Origin of the sequence: Pantoea sp. DY-17 (assembly GCF_019795975.1) — a bacterium.
Taxonomy (GTDB): Bacteria; Pseudomonadota; Gammaproteobacteria; order Enterobacterales; family Enterobacteriaceae; genus Pantoea; species Pantoea leporis.
The window spans coordinates 201,612-225,680 of sequence record NZ_JAIMIG010000003.1 but is presented as its reverse complement, the minus strand read 5'-3'; the positions used below and the strand labels follow the sequence as shown (position 1 = coordinate 225,680).

General features: G+C 58.1%; 18 protein-coding genes. 8 read left to right on the top strand and 10 right to left on the bottom strand.

Going from position 1 to position 24,069, the window contains the following annotated elements; genetic code table 11:
- Positions 1–7: 7 nt before the first annotated feature.
- Both radA and nadR read left to right on the top strand, forming a co-directional pair.
- Complete coding sequence (gene radA, locus K5Y33_RS15210) at positions 8–1,393, top strand: DNA repair protein RadA (protein WP_007886867.1); 1,386 nt, start codon at positions 8–10, stop codon at positions 1,391–1,393.
- A 105-nt stretch (positions 1,394–1,498) separates the two neighbouring features.
- A complete protein-coding gene (nadR, locus tag K5Y33_RS15205) occupies positions 1,499–2,725 on the top strand; it encodes a multifunctional transcriptional regulator/nicotinamide-nucleotide adenylyltransferase/ribosylnicotinamide kinase NadR (RefSeq protein ID WP_222234434.1) in 1,227 nt (408 codons plus the stop codon).
- Positions 2,726–2,775: 50 nt separating this feature from the next.
- On the opposite strand, the gene ettA is transcribed toward nadR, so the two are convergent.
- Together ettA and deoR are read right to left on the bottom strand one after the other, a co-directional pair.
- The gene (gene ettA / locus K5Y33_RS15200; protein ID WP_222234432.1) at positions 2,776–4,443 is read right to left on the bottom strand and encodes an energy-dependent translational throttle protein EttA; all 1,668 of its coding nucleotides are present in this window, start codon (positions 4,441–4,443) and stop codon (positions 2,776–2,778) included.
- Between the two features lie 232 nt (positions 4,444–4,675).
- A complete protein-coding gene (gene deoR, locus K5Y33_RS15195; RefSeq protein WP_222234615.1) occupies positions 4,676–5,446 on the bottom strand; it encodes a DNA-binding transcriptional repressor DeoR in 771 nt (256 codons plus the stop codon).
- Between the two features lie 360 nt (positions 5,447–5,806).
- On the opposite strand from deoR, the gene rbsK reads away from it, so the two are divergent.
- The 5 genes from rbsK to K5Y33_RS15170 all read left to right on the top strand — a co-directional run bounded on the left by rbsK (position 5,807) and on the right by K5Y33_RS15170 (position 10,033).
- On the top strand, positions 5,807–6,724 hold the full coding sequence (rbsK, locus tag K5Y33_RS15190; RefSeq protein ID WP_222234431.1) for a ribokinase: 918 nt from the start codon (positions 5,807–5,809) through the stop codon (positions 6,722–6,724).
- A gap of 9 nt (positions 6,725–6,733) precedes the next feature.
- On the top strand, positions 6,734–8,059 hold the full coding sequence (fucP, locus tag K5Y33_RS15185; RefSeq protein WP_101762178.1) for an L-fucose:H+ symporter permease: 1,326 nt from the start codon (positions 6,734–6,736) through the stop codon (positions 8,057–8,059).
- Positions 8,056–9,069 carry an aldose 1-epimerase family protein gene (locus tag K5Y33_RS15180; RefSeq protein WP_222234429.1) on the top strand — a complete coding sequence of 338 codons (1,014 nt, stop codon included), beginning with the start codon at positions 8,056–8,058 and terminating at the stop codon, positions 9,067–9,069. The genes fucP and K5Y33_RS15180 overlap by 4 nt, the downstream gene beginning before the upstream one ends.
- Before the next feature lie 198 nt (positions 9,070–9,267).
- Positions 9,268–9,654, top strand: a complete 387-nt coding sequence (locus K5Y33_RS15175; protein ID WP_222234428.1) for a polymorphic toxin type 44 domain-containing protein — start codon at positions 9,268–9,270, stop codon at positions 9,652–9,654.
- Positions 9,632–10,033 carry a hypothetical protein gene (locus tag K5Y33_RS15170; protein WP_222234427.1) on the top strand — a complete coding sequence of 134 codons (402 nt, stop codon included), beginning with the start codon at positions 9,632–9,634 and terminating at the stop codon, positions 10,031–10,033. Before K5Y33_RS15175 ends, K5Y33_RS15170 begins: the two co-directional genes overlap by 23 nt.
- 85 nt (positions 10,034–10,118) lie before the next feature.
- On the opposite strand, the gene urtE is transcribed toward K5Y33_RS15170, so the two are convergent.
- The 8 genes from urtE to atzF form a co-directional block, all read right to left on the bottom strand.
- Positions 10,119–10,817: an urea ABC transporter ATP-binding subunit UrtE gene (gene urtE, locus K5Y33_RS15165; RefSeq protein ID WP_101762174.1), complete on the bottom strand. Its 699-nt coding sequence runs from the start codon at positions 10,815–10,817 to the stop codon at positions 10,119–10,121.
- 1 nt (position 10,818) lies between these two features.
- Positions 10,819–11,610 carry an urea ABC transporter ATP-binding protein UrtD gene (gene urtD / locus K5Y33_RS15160; protein ID WP_222234426.1) on the bottom strand — a complete coding sequence of 264 codons (792 nt, stop codon included), beginning with the start codon at positions 11,608–11,610 and terminating at the stop codon, positions 10,819–10,821.
- Positions 11,603–12,679 (bottom strand): urea ABC transporter permease subunit UrtC, encoded by a 1,077-nt coding sequence (urtC, locus tag K5Y33_RS15155; protein ID WP_192412424.1) that lies wholly within the window; start codon positions 12,677–12,679, stop codon positions 11,603–11,605. Before urtC ends, urtD begins: the two co-directional genes overlap by 8 nt.
- Positions 12,679–14,244: an urea ABC transporter permease subunit UrtB gene (urtB, locus tag K5Y33_RS15150; RefSeq protein ID WP_192235770.1), complete on the bottom strand. Its 1,566-nt coding sequence runs from the start codon at positions 14,242–14,244 to the stop codon at positions 12,679–12,681. The genes urtC and urtB overlap by 1 nt, the downstream gene beginning before the upstream one ends.
- A 185-nt stretch (positions 14,245–14,429) precedes the next feature.
- Positions 14,430–15,698 (bottom strand): urea ABC transporter substrate-binding protein, encoded by a 1,269-nt coding sequence (urtA, locus tag K5Y33_RS15145; RefSeq protein ID WP_110867492.1) that lies wholly within the window; start codon positions 15,696–15,698, stop codon positions 14,430–14,432.
- Between the two features lie 28 nt (positions 15,699–15,726).
- The gene (locus K5Y33_RS15140) at positions 15,727–16,425 is read right to left on the bottom strand and encodes a GntR family transcriptional regulator (RefSeq protein ID WP_192412422.1); all 699 of its coding nucleotides are present in this window, start codon (positions 16,423–16,425) and stop codon (positions 15,727–15,729) included.
- Positions 16,426–16,434: 9 nt separating this feature from the next.
- A complete protein-coding gene (uca, locus tag K5Y33_RS15135) occupies positions 16,435–20,052 on the bottom strand; it encodes an urea carboxylase (RefSeq protein ID WP_222234425.1) in 3,618 nt (1,205 codons plus the stop codon).
- A 2-nt stretch (positions 20,053–20,054) separates the two neighbouring features.
- On the bottom strand, positions 20,055–21,851 hold the full coding sequence (atzF, locus tag K5Y33_RS15130; RefSeq protein ID WP_222234424.1) for an allophanate hydrolase: 1,797 nt from the start codon (positions 21,849–21,851) through the stop codon (positions 20,055–20,057).
- A 258-nt stretch (positions 21,852–22,109) separates the two neighbouring features.
- On the opposite strand from atzF, the gene sltY reads away from it, so the two are divergent.
- Entirely contained in the window at positions 22,110–24,029 is a 1,920-nt protein-coding gene (gene sltY, locus K5Y33_RS15125; RefSeq protein ID WP_222234423.1) for a murein transglycosylase, read from the top strand.
- Positions 24,030–24,069: the final 40 nt, after the last annotated feature.

Below are 24,069 nucleotides of genomic sequence, written 5' to 3'. Positions count from 1 at the left end.
ATTTGATTTGGCCAAAGCGGCAAAACGCGCCTTCGTTTGTAACGAATGCGGCGCTGATTATCCGCGCTGGCAGGGGCAATGCAGCGCCTGCCATGCGTGGAACACCATCACCGAGGTGCGCATTGCCGCCTCGCCTGCGGCGGCGCGTAATGAGCGCCTGAGCGGTTATGCCGGCGGCAACGCGGGCGTTAGCCGCGTGCAGAAGCTGTCGGAGATCAGCCTCGAAGCCCTGCCGCGTTTCTCAACCAGTTTCAAAGAGTTCGATCGCGTATTGGGCGGCGGCGTGGTGCCGGGCAGCGCCATCTTAATTGGTGGTAATCCGGGTGCCGGTAAATCGACGCTGCTGCTGCAGGTGATGTGCAAGCTGGCAGAAGGGATGAAAACTCTGTATGTCACCGGCGAAGAGTCACTGCAACAGGTGGCGATGCGCGCCCATCGTCTGGGATTACCGACCGAAAACCTCAATATGTTGTCGGAAACCAGCATCGAGCAGATCTGCCTGATCGCCGAGCAGGAGCAGCCGAAATTGATGGTGATCGACTCGATTCAGGTAATGCACATGGCGGAGATCCAATCCTCGCCGGGCAGCGTAGCGCAGGTGCGTGAAACGGCCGCCTACCTGACACGCTTCGCCAAAACGCGCGGCGTGGCGATCATCATGGTCGGTCACGTCACCAAAGACGGTTCGCTGGCCGGCCCGAAAGTGCTGGAACACTGTATCGACTGTTCGGTGATGCTGGATGGCGACGCTGATTCCCGTTTCCGCACCTTACGCAGCCATAAAAACCGCTTTGGCGCGGTGAATGAGCTGGGCGTGTTCGCCATGACCGAACAAGGCATGCGCGAAGTCAGCAATCCGTCGGCCATCTTCCTGTCACGCGGTGATGAGATCACCTCGGGCAGTTCGGTGATGGTGCTGTGGGAAGGTACGCGTCCGCTGCTGGTCGAGATTCAGGCGCTGGTGGACCATTCGATGATGGGCAACCCACGCCGCGTCGCGGTGGGTCTGGAGCAGAATCGCCTGGCAATCCTGTTAGCGGTACTGCATCGCCACGGTGGCTTGCAGATGGCGGATCAGGATGTGTTCGTTAACGTGGTCGGCGGCGTAAAAGTCACCGAAACCAGCGTCGATTTGGCGCTGCTGATGGCGATGGTATCGAGCTTCCGCGATCGTCCGCTGCCGCAGGATCTGGTGATCTTTGGTGAAGTGGGCCTTGCCGGCGAAATTCGCCCGGTGCCGAGCGGCCAGGAGCGCATTTCCGAAGCGGCGAAACACGGCTTTAAGCGCGCCATCGTCCCGGCCGGTAATGCACCGAAGAAACCGGTCGAAGGGATGAAGGTGTACAGCGCGAAGAAGCTGGCGGATGCGTTAGCGATTCTGGATGAGTTGTAAGTTTTACCGGTCGGCATGAATGCCGACCCTACGTTTGTAGGGTGCGCATTTATGCGCACCGTCTTAAAGGCCGCACCGCCCTTTATTCCACGCAGGAGGCACTAAATGTCATCGTTTGACTACCTGAAAACAGCCATTCGCCAGCAAGGCCACACGCTGCAGCAGGTTGCCGACGCCAGCGGAATGACCAAAGGCTACTTAAGCCAGCTGCTCAACGCCAAAATTAAAAGCCCGAGCGCGCAGAAGCTGGAAGCGCTGCACCGTTTTCTTGGCCTGGAGTTTCCGCGCCGCGATAAAACCGTTGGCGTGGTGTTCGGGAAATTTTATCCGCTGCATACCGGCCACATCTATTTAATCCAGCGCGCCTGCAGTCAGGTGGATGAGCTGCATATCATCATGGGCCACGACGAGCCGCGCGATCGTGAACTGTTTGAAAACAGCGCCATGTCGCAGCAGCCGACCATCAGCGATCGACTACGCTGGTTGCTGCAAACCTTCAAATACCAGAAAAATATCCGCATCCATTCGTTTGATGAAGAGGGCATTGAACCTTATCCGCACGGCTGGGATGTGTGGAGCGGCGGCGTCAAAACCTTTCTGGCTGAGCAGGGCATTGAGCCGAATTGTGTCTACACCAGTGAAGAGCCGGATGCCGCGATGTATGAGCAGCACCTCGGCATTCCGGCGGTGGTGATCGATCCCAATCGATCCTTTATGAACATCAGCGGCGGGCAGATTCGTCAGGATCCGTTCCGCTACTGGGAATACATCCCGACCGAAGTGAAGCCATTCTTCGTGCGCACCGTGGCGGTGCTGGGCGGCGAGTCGAGCGGCAAATCAACGCTGGTGAACAAGCTGGCGAACATCTTCAACACCACCAGCGCATGGGAATATGGCCGTGATTATGTCTTCTCACACCTCGGTGGCGACGAAATGGCGCTGCAATATTCCGATTACGACAAAATCGCGCTCGGTCAGGCCCAGTACATCGACTTCGCAGTGAAGTACGCCAGTAAAGTCGCCTTTATCGATACCGATTTCATCACTACGCAGGCGTTTTGCCTCAAGTACGAAGGTCGCGAGCATCCGTTTGTGCAGGCGTTGATTGATGAGTACCGTTTCGACCTGGTGATTTTACTGGAAAACAACGTGCCCTGGGTGGCGGATGGATTGCGCAGCCTCGGCAGCTCAATGGATCGTCGCGAGTTCCAGACCCTGCTGATCACCATGCTGCGTGAAAACAATATCGAGTTTGTGCACGTTAAAGAAGATGACTATGACACGCGCTTCCTGCGTTGCGTCGAGTTAGTAAAGCAGATGCTGGGCAGCTGATTCAGCCATAAAAAAAGGCGCCTAATGGCGCCTTTTTCACAGCAACAGGCTTACTTCGTCATACGCTTGTACTTGATACGCTTCGGCTCGAGCGCATCGGCGCCGAGGGTGCGTTTCTTGTACTCTTCGTACTCGGTAAAGTTACCTTCGAAGAACTCCACCTTGCCTTCATCCTGATAATCGATGATGTGGGTGGCGATACGGTCCAGGAACCAACGGTCATGCGAGATCACCATGGCACAGCCTGGGAATTCCAGCAGGGCGTTTTCCAGCGCGCGCAGAGTTTCGATGTCGAGGTCGTTGGTAGGTTCATCGAGCAGCAGCAGGTTACCGCCGACTTGCAGCAGCTTGGCAAGGTGCAGACGACCGCGCTCACCACCTGACAACTCGCCCACGCGTTTGCCCTGATCGGTGCCTTTAAAGTTGAAGCGACCGACGTAAGCACGGCTTGGCATCTCGGTGTTGCCAACGCGCATAATGTCCTGACCGCCAGACACTTCTTCAAACACGGTTTTGGAATTGTCCATCGCGTCACGGAACTGATCAACTGACGCCAGCTTGACGGTTTCGCCCAGCTCGATGGTGCCGGAATCCGGTTGCTCCTGACCTGACATCATGCGGAACAGCGTAGATTTACCCGCGCCGTTCGGACCGATGATGCCAACAATTGCACCTTTCGGTACAGAGAAGGTCAGATCGTCGATCAGCACGCGATCGCCATACGATTTCTTCAGGTTGGTCACTTCCAGCACTTTGTCGCCGAGGCGAGCGCCAGGTGGAATGAAGAGTTCGTTGGTTTCGTTACGCTTCTGGTAATCGGTGTTGTTCAACTCTTCAAAGCGTGCCAGACGGGCTTTGCCCTTCGACTGACGGCCTTTCGCGCCTTGACGCACCCACTCCAGCTCTTTCTCGATAGATTTGCGACGCGCCGCTTCAGAAGAAGCTTCCTGCGCCAGACGCTGATCTTTTTGCTCCAGCCAGGAAGAGTAGTTACCTTCCCACGGAATACCTTCACCGCGGTCCAGTTCCAGAATCCAGCCAGCCACGTTATCCAGGAAGTAACGGTCATGCGTGATCGCCACAACGGTGCCTTCGAAGTCGTGCAGGAAGCGCTCGAGCCACGCCACGGATTCGGCATCCAGGTGGTTGGTCGGTTCATCGAGCAGCAGCATGTCTGGCTTTTCCAGCAGCAGACGGCACAGCGCAACGCGGCGGCGCTCACCACCGGAAAGGGTAGCGATTTTGGCGTCCCAGTCTGGCAGACGCATCGCGTCGGCGGCACGGTCCAGCTGGGTATCGAGGTTGTGACCATCGTGCGCCTGGATCACTTCTTCCAGACGGCCCTGTTCAGCGGCCAGCTTGTCGAAATCCGCATCGGGATCGGCATACAGCGCATACACTTCGTCGAGGCGCTTCAGCGCGCCCACCACTTCTGAAACCGCTTCTTCAACGGATTCACGCACGGTGTGCTCCGGGTTCAACTGCGGTTCCTGCGGCAGATAACCCACATTGATGCCCGGCTGTGGGCGTGCTTCCCCTTCGATATCGGTATCGATACCGGCCATGATGCGCAGCAGCGTCGATTTACCCGAGCCGTTCAGGCCGAGTACACCGATTTTTGCTCCAGGGAAGAAGCTAAGAGAAATATTCTTCAGGATGTGACGCTTCGGCGGAACGACCTTGCCGACGCGATGCATGCTATAGACGAATTGAGCCACGTTGTATTGAGCCTTTTGGTCTGTGAGTTATGAACTTTAGGTACAGAAGTTTAGCTGTTTTCACCCTTTATTCATACCCGTCATACTTCGCGCTGCAGGTGCGTTGGCTGCGTGTGTCCACCCCAGTCACATACTAATGTATGCTCCTGGGGATGAACCCACTTGCCGCCTTCCTGCAACACGAAGTATTTAGGGTCTGGTTTTGTTTCCCGGTAATAGAAACAGAGGAATTCTAAGCTTTAGGCAATCGCAGCGGAATATTCTGTTGTGCCAGCCAGCTCTTCAGCGCCGGTTCCGGTGCGCTATCGCTGACCAGCAAATCAAAACGGCGCAATTCACTGATACGCGCGGGCAGCACTTTGCCAAATTTACTGCTGTCCGCCACCAGCACGCGCTGACGTGCGCGCAGCATCGCGTGGTGCTTCATCGCCAGCTCGTTAATGTTGTAGCAGGTGGCGCCCTGTTCCTGATCGATACCTGCCGCCGAAATAAACGCCAGCGTCGGGCAGAGATCGTCGAGGATCGAATGCGCGCCAATCGGCGTGAACAGCGCGTTATCGGCGTGGAACTCACCGCCGCTCAGGATCACGTTGCAGGCCGGTTTCTCTTTCAACGCCAGGAAAGTGTTCATCGCGCAGCAGATGGCGGTGAACGGCAAGGTGTCAGGAATCGCATCTACGATGTACGGCAGCGTGGTGCCGCAATCAAAAAATACCGTGTCATTTTCACTGATCAGATCCGCAGCAGCCTGCGCCAGGCGCTGTTTGCGTGCGGCGTTTTGACCGTGCTGATCGGAGATGAAGTAGTGTCCGGCGTGGCTTTTCGGATCGCTGACGATATAGCCGCCCAGCAGCACCACGGTTGAAGCCGGTTCGGTGAGATCGCGGCGAATGGTCATTTCCGACACACCCAGCAGCTGCGCCGCGTCTTTCAGGTGCAGTTTATCGGTGCGTTTCAGCGCCTGAGCCAACTTGTGAATACGTTCGTCGCGCCGGGTTTCCATGATCATCTCTGCGTAATTAATCCTGAAGTCGAAGTGGCCTGGTCAAAAATCACGATAAATCTCACATATTTTAATGATTTGCGACGTATCCAGCAGGCCAGTTTTCAATCTTACCTGTAATGAGATCGGCCCGCAAACCTCATGCAATGCCGCCAACGTGTTGCTCTCAAGCCGCTTCGCTCTGATTCTCAATGTTGTTCAATTGTTAGAATAATAACATTCATTTCTACCAATTAATGGCTGTTTATCGGCTTTTTATTAGGATGTCGAGGTGTGAAATTTATCACACAATTAACTTTATTAACCTGATATTGTTATTTTAATAACATTATCAAGTTAAAAATTCACCGGGAGAAAACAATGGATATTGCGGTTATTGGGTCAAATATGGTGGACCTCATTACCTATACCAATCAGCTGCCTAAAGCGGGCGAAACGCTGGAAGCACCCGATTTTGCCATCGGCTGCGGGGGTAAAGGTGCCAATCAGGCTGTGGCAGCAGCGAAGATGGGCGGCAGCGTGATGATGGTGAGTAAAGTCGGCGACGATCTGTTCGCGCCGAATACCGTGGCCAATCTGCAGCAGCAAGGCGTTGATACCCGCTTCGTCACCACCGCGCCAGGCACCTCCAGCGGCGTGGCACCGATCTTCGTCGACGATGAGTCGCAGAACCGCATTCTGATTATTAAAGGTGCCAACCAACAGTTGAAGCCAGCCGATATCGATGCCGCCGCTGACGCGTTGAAAAGCTGCCAGTTGATCATCCTGCAGCTGGAGATCCCGCTGGAGACCGTTTATTACGCCATTGATTTTGCCCGTCAGCATGACATCAAAGTGATCCTCAATCCGGCACCGGCGGTGGCGGATCTCAATATCGACTACGCCTGCAAATGCGACTTTTTCATGCCGAATGAAACCGAGCTGGAGATCCTCACCGGCATGCCGGTCACCACGGATGAAGAGGTGAAGCTGGCGGGGCAATCGCTGCTCAAACGCGGGCTAAAAAACCTGATCATCACGCTGGGCGGGCGCGGTTCGCTGTGGATGTCTGGCGACAGCGTGCATCAGGTTGCCCCCACCGCGGTAAAAGCGGTGGACACCAGCGGCGCGGGCGATGCCTTTATTGGCTGCTTCGCCCACGAGCTGGTGAAAAGCGGCGATATCCCGGCCGCGATGGCGCAAGCCTCGGCTTACGCCGCCTACAGCGTGACCGGTCGCGGCACGCAGCGCTCCTATCCCGACGCGGAAACCTTCCAGCGTTTTCTCAACGTTCACTGAGGTCGAGTTATGCAACCGAACATTGTTCAGCAATCTGATGGCTATCTGAATAAAACGCCGCTGTTCCAGTTCATTTTGCTCTCGTGCCTGTTCCCGTTGTGGGGCTGTGCGGCGAGTCTGAACGACATCCTGATCACCCAGTTCAAAAGCGTGTTCGCGTTAAGCGATTTCGCCAGCGCGCTGGTGCAGAGCGCGTTCTATGGCGGCTATTTCCTGATCGCTATTCCGGCCTCGCTGGTGATCCGCAAAGCCACCTATAAACTGGCGATTTTATTGGGACTGGCGCTGTATATCGTGGGCTGCGTGCTGTTCTATCCCGCGTCGCACATGGCAACCTACACCATGTTCCTGGCGGCGATTTTCGCCATCGCCATCGGTTTGAGCTTCCTCGAAACCGCCGCCAACACCTACAGCTCGATGATTGGTCATCGCGATCACGCCACGCTGCGCCTGAATATCAGCCAGACCTTCTATCCGGTGGGCGCACTGATGGGCATCGTGCTGGGCAAATATCTGGTGTTTCAGGAGGGCGACAGTCTGGAAAGTCAGCTGGCCGGCATGAATGCGGAACAGGCGCATGCGTTCCGTCTCACCATGCTGGAGCATACGCTGGAACCCTACAAATATCTGGTGATGGTGCTGGTGGTAGTGATGCTGCTGTTCCTTTTCACCCGCTATCCGCGCTGCAAACCGGAAAGCAGTGAAAAATCGTTGCCGTCGCTCGGCGAGACTTTCCGCTACCTGGCGGCGAATCGTCACTTCAAACGCGGGATTCTGGCGCAGTTCTTGTATGTTGGCATGCAGGTGGCGGTATGGTCGTTCACCATTCGTCTGGCGCTGACGCTCGGCGCGGTCAATGAGCGCCATGCCTCTAACTTTATGATTTACAGCTTCATCGGCTTCTTTATCGGTAAATTTATCGCCAACGTCCTGATGACGCGCTTCCGTGCGGAAAAAGTGTTGATTGCCTACTCGCTGCTGGGTGTTCTGGCGCTGGCGTATGTGATGTTTGTGCCAAACTTTACCGCTGTCTATGCCGCCATCCTGGTCAGTGCGCTGTTTGGTCCGTGCTGGGCGACGATCTACGCTGGAACGCTGGCTACCGTCGATAACAAATACACCGAAGTGGCGGGCGCGTTTATCGTGATGTCGATTGTCGGTGCTGCCTTTATTCCTGCGATTCAGGGCTTCGTCTCCGATCATCTGGGATCGATGCAGCTGGCGTTCGGCGTTTCGCTGCTGTGCTTCGCCTGGGTGGGTTACTTCTTCTGGGGCGAGCTGCGTCATAAAAAACAGGCAGAAGCAGCCGGTCGTTTAGTTGAGGAGATGCCATGAAAACCCGTTTACCGTTACGTCGTGAGCAGTTTCATGAAACGCCAGCCACGCTGCTGCGCAACGAGACGTTCCACGTCGAGCTGTTTCGCTATCCCGCAGGCGTGGAAGCGGTGCGCATCAGCAATCCACGCGGCACGGTGATCGTACTGCCGTTTTACGGTCAGATGGTGTGGGACGCCAACTTTGACGGCCATTCGCTGACCATGGGCCACAGCTTTAAGCAGCCGCTGCCCGGCAGTTCGATCATTGATACCTACGGCTGTTTCGCTTTCCACTCCGGGCTGCTGGCCAACGGCTGTCCGGCAGAGGATGACGATCATCCGCTGCATGGCGAAATGGCCTGCGCGCGCATGGACAGCGCATGGATCGTGCTGGAGGACGATCGCCTGTCGCTGGAGGGCGAAACCGAGTATGTGAAGGGCTTTGGCCATCACTATCTTGCGGCACCGGCGGTGCGCCTTGAGGCCAATGCTGCGCGCCTGCACATTGAGATGAACGTCACTAACCTGGCAGGCGCGCCGATGCCGCTGCAGTATATGTGTCATCTGAACAGCGCCTGGCTGGATCAAGGGCGTTTCCAGCAGTCGATTCCGACCGATGCGTTCCAGCTGCGCAGTTCGATCCCGGCGCACGTCAAACCTACCCCGCAGTGGCGCGCATACACCGATCAACTGGCGCGCGATCCGCAGGCGTTTCAGCAGCTGGATCAGCCGCAGATGTGCGATCCGGAGATCGTGTTTTTCGCCGACGATCTCCAGCAGTACGGCGATGAGATGCAGTTCGAGCTGCACTCACCGCAAGGGTTTGCCCTGATGACGCGCTTCTCCAGCCAACAGTTCCCGCACGCCACGCGCTGGATGCTGCATAACCGCGATCAGCAGGTCGCCGCCTATGTGCTGCCGTCAACCTGCCGCCCGGAGGGTTTCAAAGCCGCACAGCGCGCCAGCACGCTGATTGAGCTGGCCCCCGGCGAGCAGCGTCACTTCAGCGTAGAGACCGGGATTTTGTAATCAATGGCGGTCTTTGGATCGCCATTTTAAAATCAATATCAACAGCGGATGTTGATATTAAAAATCATTTAAAAAATATCAAATATACCCCTATCTCCCCTCGGTTAATTGCAATGACCTAATGATTTAGATCAAATTATTAAATAAGAGGATGTGCATTATAGTTAACTGATTTAAATTTAAGTTCAGGGAAAGATTATGGCATCTGTACCGATAGGACCTGGTGCATTAATTATTCAGAATAATATGCGTGAAGCCAGATGTAATGGTATGTCGAGAGGTATGGCGACACCGGCAACCTATTACTGGTTTTATCAAAAAGTACGCAATCGCGGCTCTTGGGATTACAAACAATTCGACTTCAATTGGGCTGCTTTTGGAAACTTCAATTTTGGCGCTACAGGCAGAGCGGCTGGCATACCCGATGACATTTTGCTGATGGGCGCGGGATTTGCTCAAACACTCGCTGGCACATCAAAACCTCGCTGGGGAAAGTGGTATGATGTTCCTCCCTATGGAGATGATCCCACAGACCAACGCAATATACGCGAAGGAATTGAGTATGCTAAACAGCACGGTTATTAAGCGATTTCATTTGATACTGACTCTTCTTTTGCTGATTATTATTGGTTTTTTAGTCATCGGTAATGAAAGCTCACGTGATAATGATGTGTTGAAGCGTAGTCAAAAAATCAATCAATCTTCCTGGCTATATATGACTGAATACAGTGCTGGCGGTGCCACTGTTCCAGTTATTTATCGATATTATTTAACCAGTGAGATTACCGGCAACGAAAAACAAGTTTTAAATAAACTTAAAACGTTGGAACCTCTCATTGAAGGTGTAGGAAGCATCCGCTCAATTAATATATCAGCTAATGGGCATATCACCTTTGGATGGAGTGGAAAAATAGTGTCAGTGAGCAGTAAAGTTGACATGGCAGATTTTGAATTTGAAAATTAAATAAAATATTTAAAATGCTCTAAACGACGTGCCTCCTGCTTGTAGACGCGGCCGTTAGGCCGCTCTTTTGAATTATCAAGCTCAACTAAATCGCCACTAATCCACGTACGCCCTCGGCTTCCATGGCGGATCCGGCGCCGCGCTGCACGATCTCGCCGCGTGACATCACCAGATAGCTGTCGGCCAGTTCGGCGGCGAAATCGTAAAACTGCTCGACGAGCAGGATCGCCATATCACCGCGCTGCGCCAACTGGCGGATCACCGCCCCGATCTCCTTGATCACCGACGGCTGGATCCCTTCGGTTGGCTCATCGAGGATCAATAGCTTTGGTGAACAGGCGAGGGCGCGGCCAATCGCTAATTGCTGCTGTTGTCCGCCCGACAGGTCGCCGCCGCGGCGCGCTTTCATCTCACGCAGCACCGGAAACAGTTGATAGATCTCCTCCGGCACCGCTTTGGCCTGTGCGCCGGAAAAACGCGCCAGTCCCATCAGCAGATTCTCTTCCACCGTCAGACGCGGGAAGATTTCGCGCCCCTGCGGCACATAAGCGATACCGGCCTGCACGCGCTGATGCGGCTTGCGGCTGTTGATCACATTATCCTGCCAGCGAATTTCGCCGGATTTAGCCGGAATCAGCCCCATCAAACACTTCAACAGCGTGGTTTTACCCACGCCGTTACGTCCCAGCAGGCAGGTAATTTCGCCCGGTTTCGCTTCAAACGACAGGCCGCGCAGGATGTGACTGCCGCCGTAATATTGATTCAGTTCCGCGACTTGCAGCATGTTAACGCCCCAGATAAACGTCGATAACCCGATCGTCCGCCTGCACTTCGCGTAACGATCCCTCGGCCAAAACCTGGCCCTGATGCAGCACGGTGACGTGATCGGCAATGGTTTCAACAAAGCCCATGTCGTGCTCGACCACCATCAGCGAATGCTTGCCGGCGAGGCTGCGAAACAGCTCGGCGGTGTATTCGGTTTCGGCATCGGTCATGCCGGCTGCCGGTTCATCCAGCAGCAGCAGATGCGGGTCCTGCACCAACAGCATGCCGATTTCCAGAAACTGCTTCTGGCCGTGCGACAGCAAACCGGCTTTGCGCTGACGTTCGGCACCCAGCCGCAGCAGTTTTAGTACCTCATCAATGCGATCCCGCTGCTCGCCGTTAAGCCGCGCGCGCAGGCTGGCCCACACCGATTTGTCGTTTTTCAGCGCGATTTCCAGATTCTCAAATACCGTTAGCGCTTCGAATACCGTGGGTTTCTGGAACTTGCGCCCAATACCGGCGCGCGCGATCTCCACCGGCGACATTTTGCTGAGAGCGGTATCCTGGTCGTAGATCACCTGGCCATTATCCGGCCGGGTTTTACCGGTGATCACATCCATCAGCGTGGTTTTTCCCGCGCCGTTGGGGCCGATCACACAGCGCAGTTCGCCCACGCCGATCTTCAGTGAGAGATCGGTGAGCGCGCGAAAGCCGTCGAACGACACGTTGATCTTCTCCAGCTGCAATACCGGATCGCTTTGTTCACGATAGCGATCCGAGGGATGAGGTTGGGTAAACAGGTGTTCAGTCATCACGCCTCCGGCGCAGCAGGCCAATCACACCACGCGGCAGGAACAGCGTGACCAGGATAAACATCAGGCCAAGGAAGAACAGCCAATATTCCGGGAAGGCGACGGTGAACCAGCTTTTGGCTCCGTTAACGATGGCCGCGCCAAGCAGCGGACCAATCAGCGTGCCGCGTCCGCCCAGCGCCACCCATATCGCCGCTTCAATCGAGTTGGTTGGCGACATTTCGCTGGGGTTGATAATGCCAACCTGCGGCACGTAGAGCGCGCCCGCCAGCCCGCACAGCACCGCCGACAGCGTCCAGACAAACAGCTTGAAGCCTTTGGGATCGTATCCGATGAACATCAGGCGGTTCTCCGCATCGCGCACCGCGGTCAACACGCGGCCAAACTTGCTGCGTGCCAGCGCGAAGCCAATGCCGAGGCTGACCAGCAGCAGCAGCACCGTGGCGACAAACAGTCCAATACGCGTGCCGGTAGCGGTGACGTTAAAGCCGAGCAATGTGGTGAAGCCGGTAAAGCCGTTATTACCGCCGAAGCCGGTTTCGTTGCGGAAAAACAGCAGCATGCCAGCGTAGGTCAGCGCCTGCGTCATGATTGAGAAGTAAACGCCTTTGATTTTCGAGCGGAAGGCGAAGAAGCCAAACACCAGCGCCAGTAAACCCGGCACCAGCATGATCAGGCACAGCGCCCAGGCAAAATGTTGCGTGCCCGCCCAAAACCACGGCAGCTCACTCCATGAAAGAAAAGACATGAACGCGGGCAGGCCGTCGCCGGAAGCCTGGCGCATCAAATACATGCCCATCGCATAGCCGCCAAGCGCGAAGAACAGGCCGTGACCGAGCGACAGTAGCCCGGCGTAACCCCACACCAAATCGAGCGCCACCGCGACCACGGCGTAACAGAGAATCTTGCCGACCAGCGTTAGCGTGTAGGTGGAGATCGCCAGCGGATGGGTGGCGGGCAGCAGGGCGCAGAACGGCAGCGCCAGCAGCAGCACAGCGATCACCACGCCGAGGCTGAGCGTCAGGCGTGGCGCTTTGCGCGCAATAGTTAACGTCATTGGCTGGCTCATCAGTCAATCACCCTCCCTTTGAAGGCAAACAGGCCCTGCGGACGTTTCTGGATAAACAGCACGATCAGCACGAGAATGAGGATTTTTCCCAGCACCGCGCCAATCTGCGGCTCCAGCACTTTGTTAAGAATGCCAAGACCAAAGGCCGCGACCACGGTGCCCGCCAGTTGGCCGACGCCACCCAGCACCACCACGAGGAAGGAGTCGATGATGTAGCCCTGACCGAGCTCCGGCCCGACGTTGCCGAGCTGCGACAGCGCCACGCCGCCGAGTCCGGCGATGCCAGAACCGAGGCCAAACGCCAGCATATCGATACGTCCGGTCGGCACGCCGCAGCAGTCGGCCATTGCGCGGTTCTGCGTCACGGCGCGCACGCTCAGGCCGAGACGGGTTTTATTCAGCAGCAGCCAGGTGAGGGCCAGCACGGCAAACACGAACAGGATCACCGCGATACGGTTGTACGGCAGCACCAGATTCGGTAATAGCTGCAGCCCGCCGGAGAGCCAGCCTGGGTTCGCCACTTCCAGGTTCTGCGCGCCAAACAGCATGCGCACCAGTTGAATCAGCATCAGGCTGATACCCCAGGTGGCGAGCAGCGTTTCCAGTGGACGTCCGTACAGATGGCGGATGATGGTGCGCTCCAGCAGCATGCCCATGCAGGCGGTGACCAGAAAGGCCACCGGCAGCGCCAGCAGCGGATACCAGGCCAGCCACTGCGGTGCGAACTGCTGGAACAGGCTTTGCACAAACCAAGTGGCGTAGGCACCCAGCATCAGCATTTCGCCGTGCGCCATGTTGATTACGCCCAGCAGGCCGTAGGTGATCGCCAGACCGAGCGCGGCCAGCAGCAGAATCGAACCGAGCGACAGGCCGGTAAACGCCTGACCGAGCAGATCGCCCCACATCAGGCGCTGTTTAATCTGCTTCAGGCTGGCGGCGGCGGCATCACGCACGCTGGTATCGGGTTCATTGCTGGCCTGGGTTAAGCGCGTGAGGCTGGCCTGCATGTTGGGATCGCTGGATTCGCCGAGCAGTTTGACAGCCTTCAGGCGCAGCGCGGCATCCGGGCTGGCGAGCTGCAGGTTGGCCGCTGCCATCAGCAGTACGTCGTGCACTTTCGTGTCTTTTTCCAGCGCGAGACGCTGCTCAATCAGCGGCAGCATATCGGCGACGCCATCGTTTTGTAGTTGTTGTGCGGCATGTAAACGGATCGCGGCATCATCGCTCACCAGCTGATGGGCGGCGAGGGCGCTGGCAATCAATACGCGCAGGCGGTTGTTCATGAACAGCTTTTTGGTGTCGCCGTCGGGCTGTTGCGCGCTGTCGAGCGGCTGCAACGCTTCGCCTTGTTTGCTGAACGGCTGCTGTTTTTGGTCGATGACCACGGTTTCATTGCGCAGCGCCTGCAGCAGCGGCAAGCGACTGGCCTGCGGTGCGGCGGCCCACTGCTGGAGCAGCGTGGCTTGTTGCGCGCGGCTGGCGGCCGCGAAGTCTGCGCCATCGCCCGCCTGGGCGAGCCAGGGCAGCAGTAACAGCAGACAGCAGAGATAACGGCGGATTGTCATGGTTCTGGCCCTGATGGTGAGAAGTTGTTTTGGTTTGGATTGGTGTGGCTGTCCCCCATCCCGGCCTTCCCCCATAAATGGGGGAAGGAGACGCTGCCACATGCATGTTCATTGCTGGCATTGGGCAACGTCTTCCTCCCCCATTCATGGGGGAGGACCGAGGAGGGGGACAGCCAGCACAACCCCTACTGCGTTGATTTCACCGGATGGTCCGGCTTCTTATCATTACCCGCAATGTACGGGCTCCACGGCTGGGCGCGTACCGGTTGCTCGGTCTGCCACACCACGTTGAACTGACCGTTCTCTTCCACTTCACCAATCATCACTGGCTTATGCAGGTGATGGTTGGTTTTATCCATGGTCAGGGTGAAACCGTCCGGGGCTTTAAAGGTCTGTCCCGCCATCGCCGCGCGCACTTTATCCACATCGGTGGTGCCCGCTTTCTCTACCGCCTGCGCCCACATGTGCAGGCCAACGTAGGTCGCTTCCATCGGGTCGTTGGTCACCACGGTGTTGGCGTTCGGCAGGTTATGCGCCTTGGCGTAGGCGCGGTAATCCGCGACGAACTTCTGGTTAGTTGGGTTATCCACCGACTCGAAGTAGTTCCACGCCGCTAACTGTCCGACCAGCGGTTTGGTATCAATGCCGCGCAACTCTTCCTCGCCGACCGAGAAGGCGATCACCGGGATATCCGTGGCTTTGATGCCCTGATTGGCCAGCTCTTTGTAGAATGGCACGTTGGAGTCGCCGTTGATGGTGGAGATCACCGCAGTTTTGCCACCGGCAGAGAACTTCTTAATGTTGGAGACGATGGTCTGATAATCGCTGTAACCAAACGGCGTATAGACCTCTTCGATATCTTTATCCTGTACCCCTTTGGTGTGCAGGAAGGCGCGCAGAATCTTGTTGGTGGTGCGCGGGTAGACGTAGTCGGTGCCCAGCAGGAAGAAGCGTTTCGCGCTGCCGCCATCTTCACTCATCAGGTATTCCACCGCCGGAATCGCCTGCTGGTTCGGCGCGGCGCCGGTGTAAAACACGTTCGGTGACATCTCTTCGCCTTCGTACTGCACCGGATAGAACAGCAGGCCGTTCAGCTCCTCAAACACCGGTAGCACCGATTTACGCGATACCGAAGTCCAGCAGCCAAACACCGCCGCCACTTTGTCCTGGGTCAGCAGCTGGCGCGCTTTCTCAGCGAAAAGCGGCCAGTTGGAGGCCGGATCGACCACCACCGGTTCCAGCTTTTTGCCCAGCACGCCGCCTTTGGCGTTGATCTCATCGATAGTCATCAGCGCCACATCCTTCAGCGGCGTTTCGGAGATCGCCATGGTGCCGGAGAGCGAGGACATAATACCGACCTTGATGGTGTCAGCAGCCTGCGCCGCAAAGGCAAAGCCCATGCTGGCCACAGAGGCAGAGAGCGCGAAAGCCTTGAGCAACGAACGTCTTTTCATCAGTAAACCCCTCACGATGTTTGTATTGTTATTCAATGGGTTGAAGTCGAGCCTGCTGTAACATATGCAATGTGATCTTTCTGACCTCTGCCTTACTGACGGCGATGTGGTCGGTTAAAATGCGCTGCGCCTCCTCGGTTTGTTGCTGGAAAATCGCCCGTAAAATCTGAGCGTGCTCGCGGTATGTCGCCTCCATTCGGTCGTCTCGGGTAAAATCGAGACGGCGAATGATGCGGATTTTTTCGGTCAGTTCGGCGTGGATGCGCGCCATCTCCTGATTGCCAGCGGCGGCCACCAGCGCCATGTGAAAGGCTTCATCCTGCGCCGAAACCGCTTTGCCATCGGCCAGCGGCGGTGCATCCATCCAGAAGCTTTTCAGCGCGGTGAGCATGTCGATGCACTGCGGTGCGGGCAGTGCGCACAAGCGGCGCACCGCTTCGCACTCCAGCACGGTGCGAAAGTCGTACAGCTCTTCGAAATATTCAAAGTCAAACGGCTTCACCTGCCAGCCGCTGCGGAACCACACTTCGACGTAGCCCTCGCGCTCCAGCCAGAACAGCGCCTGACGCACCGGCGTGCGGCTCACTTCCAGCCGATCGGCGATTTCGTTTTCGCTGAAGCGATCGCCCGGCATCAGTCGGAACTCAAAAATGTCCTGTTTCAGCGCCTGATAAACCTTCTCGGCCAGCGCTTCCGGACGACCTTTGCTACGAGGGCTCGTGTTCATGCCGACTCCTTATTCCAGCCACAGCAGGGCATCGCCCGGACTCACCGGACGTCCAGCCTGGCAGGCAATGCGTTTCACCATGCCTGCCTGCGGCGCGACAATCGCCAGTTCCATTTTCATCGCTTCCACGATAATCAGCGTTTGACCGGCTTCCACCGCGTCGCCCGGCTGAACCAGCACTTTCCAGATGTTGCCGTTCATATCGGCGCACACCGCCAGCGCATCGTCGTCGGCTTCGGCCACCACCAGCGTCTCCTCGCTGGTGAGCGGCGCGTTCTGCTCTTCCTGCGCCCACAGCGTCACTTCCTGTTCGAAGGCGGTGGACTGACGCTGGCGGAAATCGCTGATCGATGCGGCATTTTCCGCCAGGAATTGATGATGGGCGGCGAAGTCGAAGACCGTTTCTTCGATGCGCACCGTGGCGCGGCCTTCGCGGAAGTCATCGCGCAGCTGCGTCAGTTCGTTTTCCGTTACCGGATAAAAGCGCACCTGATCGAAGAAGTGCAGCAGCCACGGCTCGTCGGCCGCAAACTGCTCGTTTTTCAGGAACTTGTTCCAGATTGGTAGCGTGCGGCCCACCAGCTGATAACCGCCGGGTGAATCCATGCCGTAGATGCACATGTACATGCCGCCAATGCCAACCGTGCCTTCAGCGGTAAAGGTGCGCGCCGGGCTGTATTTGGAGCTCAGCAGGCGATGGCGTGGATCGATCGGTACCGCGCACGGCGCGCCGAGATAGACATCGCCGAGGCCGAGAATCAGGTAGCTGGCATCAAAAAGGGTGTCGCGCACCGCTTCGCGGCTCGCCAGGCCATTAATACGCTGGATAAAATCGACGTTATTTGGCAGCCACGGCGCGCTGGCACGCACGGTTTCCTGATAACGTTCGACCGCGCCGAGTGTGGCGCTGTCTTCGAAGGCCATCGGCATCCAGACAATGCGCGACGGCACTTTCAGCTGGCTGACATCGCCGAGCCCGGCTTCCAGTTCCAGCAGCAGCTGCATCAGCTGTTTCTGGCTGAGAATCAGGCTGTCGTAGCGTACCTGCAGAGAGCGCACGCCCGGCGACAGCTCTTCCACGCCCGGCACCGCGCGTTCACGTAGCGCATTCATCAGCAGATGCACGCGCAGACGCAGCGCCAGATCCAGCACGTTATCGCCGTACTCAATCAGCACATATTTGTCGCCCGCCTGGCGATAAACCGCCGCTGGCGTGGTTGCCGTGGCGGGGAGCGCCGCCAGCAAGGTGGCGGAACCGATAGCGCTGGCTGCTAAAGAGGGCACCGCAAAGGCCGGCGCGTGGCTGCTGCGCAGCGTGGCCACGCTGTGCGCCTGGGCTTTTTCCAGCGCCACCGCTTCGTCGGCGCTGATTGGGTGGAAACGGATTTTATCGCCCGGTTTCACCTGGCCGACTTTCCACAGTTCGGCTTTGGCGATGGTCACCGGGCAGACGAAGCCGCCGAGGCTAGGGCCGTCGTGCGTCAGGATCACCGGGAAGTCGCCGGTGAAGTTCACCGCGCCGATGGCGTATTCGCAGTCATGCACGTTGGACGGATGCAGGCCGGCTTCCCCGCCGTTGGCGCGCGTCCATGTCGGTTTCGGGCCAACCAAACGCACGCCGAGGCGGTTGGAGTTGTAGTGCACCTGCCAGTCGCTGGCAAAGAACTCATCAATCGCCGCCTGAGTGAAGAAATCCGGTGCGCCGTGCGGTCCATACAGCACGCCGATGCGCCATTCAGTGCCGTAGTGCGGCACCAGCGCATGATCGAGCGCCTGCGGGGCGCTGACCGGCGCGGGCGTGGTGCAGGCGGCAAGCTGCGGCTGAGAAATTGGCAGCATGTCGGCGACGCGCAGAGTGCGTCCGGCGTGGCCGCCAAACTGGCCGAGCGAGAAGGTGGATCGGCTGCCGAGATATTCCGGCACGTCGAACCCGTTGCGCACCGCTAAGTAGGTGCGGCAGCCGCTCTGCGCGCGGCCCAGCGTCAGGGTTTGTCCCGCTTTGACGCTGACGGGCTGCCAGTAGGCGATGTTTTCGCCATCGACGTCGGCTGGGCAATCAGCACCGGTCAGGGCGATGATGGCATCGCTGTGGAAGCGCAGCGTGGGGCCTTGCAGCGTGAATTCCAGACCGGCGGCGCTGTCGTGGTTGCCGACAATGCGGTTGGCGAGGCGGAAGGCGAAATCGTCCATTGGGCCGGATGGCGGCACGCCGATATCCCAGTAGCCGAGGCGGCCAGGGAAATCCTGAATGCTGCTGAAGGTGCCGGGTTGCAGCACTTCAATCACGCTGGCGGCTGGTGTGAAGCTATCGAGGAAGCGCGTCCACACGTTGCCGCTGCGGAAGGCGTCTGTGGCGACGATCTGGCGCAGATAATCGAGATTGCTGGCGATGCCGTGCAGCTGCGTGGCGTCGAGCGCCTGCTGCATCTTCGCCAGCGCCGCTGCGCGCGTGTCGGCATGCACGATCAGTTTGGCGACCATCGGATCGTAAAACGCCGAGACTTCGGTGCCGGTAGCGATCCAGCCATCAACGCGCACGTCATCCGGGAAACTGACGTGGGTCAGCACGCCGGGGCTGGGCTGGAAGTTTTTCAGCGGATCTTCGGCGTAGATACGCACTTCAATCGATGCGCCAGCGGGCGCTTGCTGCAGGCGCGCCCAGTCGAGGGCATCGCCAGCGGCGACTTTCAGCATGCACTCAACCAAATCAAGGCCGGTGACGCATTCGGTGACCGGATGTTCAACCTGCAGGCGGGTGTTCACTTCGAGGAAGTAGAAGGCATCTTGTTCGGCGTCGTAGATGTATTCCACCGTACCGGCGCTGCGATAATTCACCAGCTCGCCGAGGCGCACCGCAGAAGAGAGCAGCGCTTCACGCGTTGCCTGCGGCAGATTCGGTGCTGGCGTTTCTTCCACCACTTTCTGATTGCGACGCTGCAGCGAACAGTCGCGTTCGCCGAGCGCGATCACTTTGCCGCTGCCGTCGCCAAAAATCTGCACTTCAACGTGGCGCGCGCGATCGATGCAGCGTTCTAAAAACACGCCCGCATCGCTGAAGAACTGCTCGCCAAGGCGGCGCACGCTCTCCCACGCATTGCGCAGCGCATCGGCGTCGGCGCAGCGCGTCAGGCCAATGCCGCCGCCGCCCGCGGTGCTTTTCAGCATCACCGGATAGCCGATGGTGTCGGCGGCGCTTAAAGCTTCTTCCAGCGAACTCAGCAGCGGCGTGCCCGGCGTCATCGGCACGCCTGCGCTGGCGGCGAGCTCACGCGCGCGGTGTTTCAGGCCAAACTCGCCAATCTGCTGCGCGGTGGGGCCGACAAAGGCGATGCCGGCTTTTTCACAGGCATCGGCAAACGGCAGGCTTTCTGACAGGAAACCGTAGCCCGGCCAGATGGCTTGCGCGCCGGTTTCCTGCGCGGCGGCGAGGATTTTATCGATGCGTAAATAGCTGTCGCTGGCTTTGTCGCCGCCGAGGGCGATGGCGACGTCTGCTTCTTTGACGTGGCGCGCGTTGCGGTCAGCATCGGAATAGACGGCGACGCTTTTCACGCCGAGGCGTTTTAAGGTGCGAATGGCGCGGCAGGCGATTTCGCCACGGTTAGCAATCAGAACGGTGCTGAACATGCTTATTTACTCCCCAGAGAGGCCAGCCAGTTGCGCCAGCCGCCAAATTCGGTAATTTCCAGCGCCTGCGACAGCACCGCCGGTTCACAGATAAAGCCTTTTACGATGCGTCCGTCGGCCAGCGTCAGCGAGCCAATGCCGAGCGGGGCCGGGATTTCCGCCACGAACTCGCCAAAGCGCGCCAGCGGGATATCCCACAGTTCCACGGTGATTGCCGCACCGCTCTCGCCACGCAGCAGGCCTGGCTTTTTAATCGGGCCATCGAGCAGGGCGAACAGACGGTAATGGCTGGCGGTTTGCGTCTCCTCGACCAGCACCGCCTGGCGCGTGGTGAGCTGGAAGTTGAGCGGCATGCCGGTGAGATGCGCACCCACCACCGCCACGCGGACGTGATCGGCGGAAACCGGCAATGCGCCTTGCTGAGTAGGCTGCGCCTTGCCAGTAGCACCGAGCGGCAGCGCCATCTGCTGCTGCCAGCGCAGGCCAAAACCAGCCAGCGCGCGATCGTGCCACGCAGGTGCAATCAGCGTGATGCCGGCAGGCAATCCATCGGCGCGGAACGGCGCAGGCAGCGCCAGCGCGCTGAGATCGGCCAGGTTGGTGAAGTTGGTGTAGGTGCCGAACTGCGAGTTGTAATGCACCGGCTCCTGCTGCATTTCGTCCAGCGTATGGATGGTTGGCGAGGTGGGCACCACCAGCGCATCGAACTGCGCCAGCGTTTGCTGAATCTGGCGCGTCAGTTCGGCGCGTAGGTATTCCGCCTGATAGGCTTCCACCGCCGTGTATTTCAGGCCGCTGTTGACGATGCCGTACACCACCGGATCCATCTCTTCCGGGCGATGGATCATCTCGCCCACCGCCACGGTGCGCTCGGCAACCCACGGACCGTAATAGAGCTGCTCGGCGAGTTGATGGAACAGGGAAAAATCGATCGGATGCAGCGTGGCGCCGCCGGCCTGCAATTGCTCCAGCGCCGCCAGCCAGGCCGCTTCTGCCTGTTTGTCGCCGAAGAACTCGGGCGTGGCGGGAATGGCGAAATCGGGCTGCGCTTTGAAGCTAGCTGGCGCGGTGTGCGGATTGCTGCGCGAATAGGCATCGCCCGCGTCATAGCCGCCCGCTGCGGTAGCCACCGCGAAGGCATCTTCGACGGTTAACGCAAACACGGAAATGGTGTCATTGAGGCGGCAAGCCGGCACCACGCCGCTGGCAGAGAACCAACCTTTGGTCGGCTTGAGGCCAACGATGTTGTTGAAACCGGCGGGCACGCGGCCCGAACCGGCGGTGTCGGTGCCGAGTGAGAAGCCCACCAGACCGCGCGCCAGCACCGACGCAGAACCGGAGCTGGAACCGCCGCTGACGTAATCAGGATTGAAGGTGTTGCTCACGGCACCAAACGGCGAACGCGTGCCGACTAAGCCGGTGGCGTATTGGTCGAGGTTGGTTTTGCCAATCACCACCGCGCCTGCTGCTTTGAGCTGCGCGACAACAAAGGCATCGGCTTCGGCGGTGTAGGTGAAGGCCGGGCAGGCGGCGCTGGTCGGCCAGCCGGCGACATCAATATTATCTTTTACCGCAAACGGCACGCCAAACAGCGGCAGCGCCGCCGGGTTGCGCTGATAGCTCGCCAGCAGCGGTTCAATCTGTGCCTGCAGCTGCGCGGGCGTGGCAAGATAGAGCCACGCGTTATCCTGCGCGTCGAGGGCGTCGAGATGAGCCGCCAGCAAGGCGGTAATCTGTTGTGGATCCTGTTGGTAACTGCGTTGCCAATCCTGGAGCGTAAAGCCAAAGGTCGATGCCATGAGTGAATTCCAACTGGTATACAAGATGGAATTCAACAGAGCAAAGCGCGTGCCATTTTTGTAAGCCGATGAAACCGCGTAGTTAATTGATGTGTAATACGTTTTTCTGATGATAAATTGCACAACGGCGGCGCAAACGCTGCGCAATGGCGGTGCGCGAGCGTAAATTTTGTGAAGAACATGGCAAGAGACGGTTGGCCTGGTTAGCATGAAGGAAGTCTGGCATGAGCTGGATCGCAGCACTGAGAGGAGAGCGTAATGGAGAAGTGGCGTTACTGGATGCTAGGGATCTGTCTGGTCAGCACGGCCAGCAGCGTATGGGCCGATTCGCTGGATCAGCAGCGACAGCGCTATGCGCAAATCAAGCAAGCCTGGGATAACAAACAGATGGACCAGGTGACGCAGCTGATGCCGACGCTGCAGGATTATCCGCTCTACCCGTATCTGCAATATCGCCTGCTGGCGCAGGATCTCGATCAAGAGACGCCGCTGGCTGTGAAGAACTTTATTCAACAGTATCCTACGCTGCCACCGGCACGCTCGCTCTCAACGCGCTTTGTGAATGTGCTGGCGAACCGTCAGGATTGGCAGGGCGTACTCAGCTTCAGCCCGGATGAACCGAAACCGGTGCAGGCGCGCTGTAACTGGTATTACGCTAAGTGGGCGACCGGCCAGCAGCAGGCGGCGTTTGCCGGTGCGAAAGAGATTTGGCTGCGCGGCACCGCGTTACCGAACGACTGCGACAAGCTGTTTTCGGTATGGCAAGCCAGCGGGCAACTCTCGCCGATCACCATTCTCGAGCGTATTCGTCTGGCGATGAAAGCCGGTAACGACAGCCTGGTGAATTACCTGGCGAAAATGCTGCCGGCGGATTATCAAACCACCGCCAGCGCGCTGATTGCGCTGCAGCAGAATCCGCAAACCGTCACCACCTTTGCCAGCAGCATGGGACCCACCGATTTCACCCGCATGGCGACCAGCTATGCCTTCGCCCGCGTGGCGCGTGAGGATATGGATAACGCGCGTATGATGATCCCGCAGCTGGTGCAGGCGCAGAAGATGAGCCAGGTCGATGAGCAGGATCTGAAAGAGACCGTGGTGTGGCGCATGATGGGCGCGGATCTCACCAGCGAGCAGGCGCGCTGGCGTGATGCGGTGGTGATGAACAGCGAATCTACCGCGCTGGTGGAGCGCCGCGTACGCCTGGCGCTGAGCCAGAACGATCGTCGTGGTCTCAATACCTGGATCGCGCGTTTGCCGGTGGAAGCCAAAGAGAAAGATGAGTGGCAATACTGGCAGGCGGATCTGCTGATTTCGCAGGGCCGCAAAGAGGAAGCCAACGATATTCTGCGGAAGCTGATGCAGGCGCGCGGCTTCTATCCGATGGTCGCGGCGCAGCGTTTGGGCGTGGAGTATCCGTTGCAGGTCGACAAGGCTCCGGCAGCCGACAGCAGCGTGACGCAAGGTGCGGAAATGGCGCGCGTGCGTGAGCTGATGTATTGGGGGCTGGATAACCTGGCACGCAGCGAGTGGGCCAATCTGATCTCCAGCAAAACCCGTTCGCAGCAGCAGATGCTGGCGCGTTACGCTAACGAGCAGGATTGGTGGGATCTCAGCGTGCAGGCCACCATCACCGCGAAAATGTGGGATAGCCTGAAAGAGCGCTTCCCGCTGGCGTGGCAAAACCTTTACCAGCAATACACCAGCGACAAAGGCATTCCGCAGAGTTATGCGATGGCGATTTCACGCCAGGAGAGCGCGTGGAACCCGAAAGCGCGTTCACCGGTGGGCGCCAGCGGATTGATGCAGGTGATGCCCGCTACGGCGACGCATACCGTGAAGATGTATAACATTCCCGGCTATGTGAACAGCAGCCAGCTGCTGGATCCGCAGACCAATATTCAGATCGGTACGCAGTATCTGGAGTATGTCTATCAGCAGTTTGGTCAGAACCGAATCTTCTCTTCGGCCGCCTATAATGCCGGTCCGGGACGCGTGCGCAGCTGGCAGAAAACCAGCGGCGGTAATCTGGATGCGGTGGCGTTTATCGAAACCATCCCGTTCTCAGAAACGCGTGGCTACGTGAAAAACGTGCTGGCCTACGATGCCTATTACCGCTACTTCATGGGCAAGCCGGACAAGATTCTCGCCGACAGTGAGTGGAATCGCCAGTATTGACTGTGCTATGCTTCCGTACTCGTTAATGAGTACGGAAGCC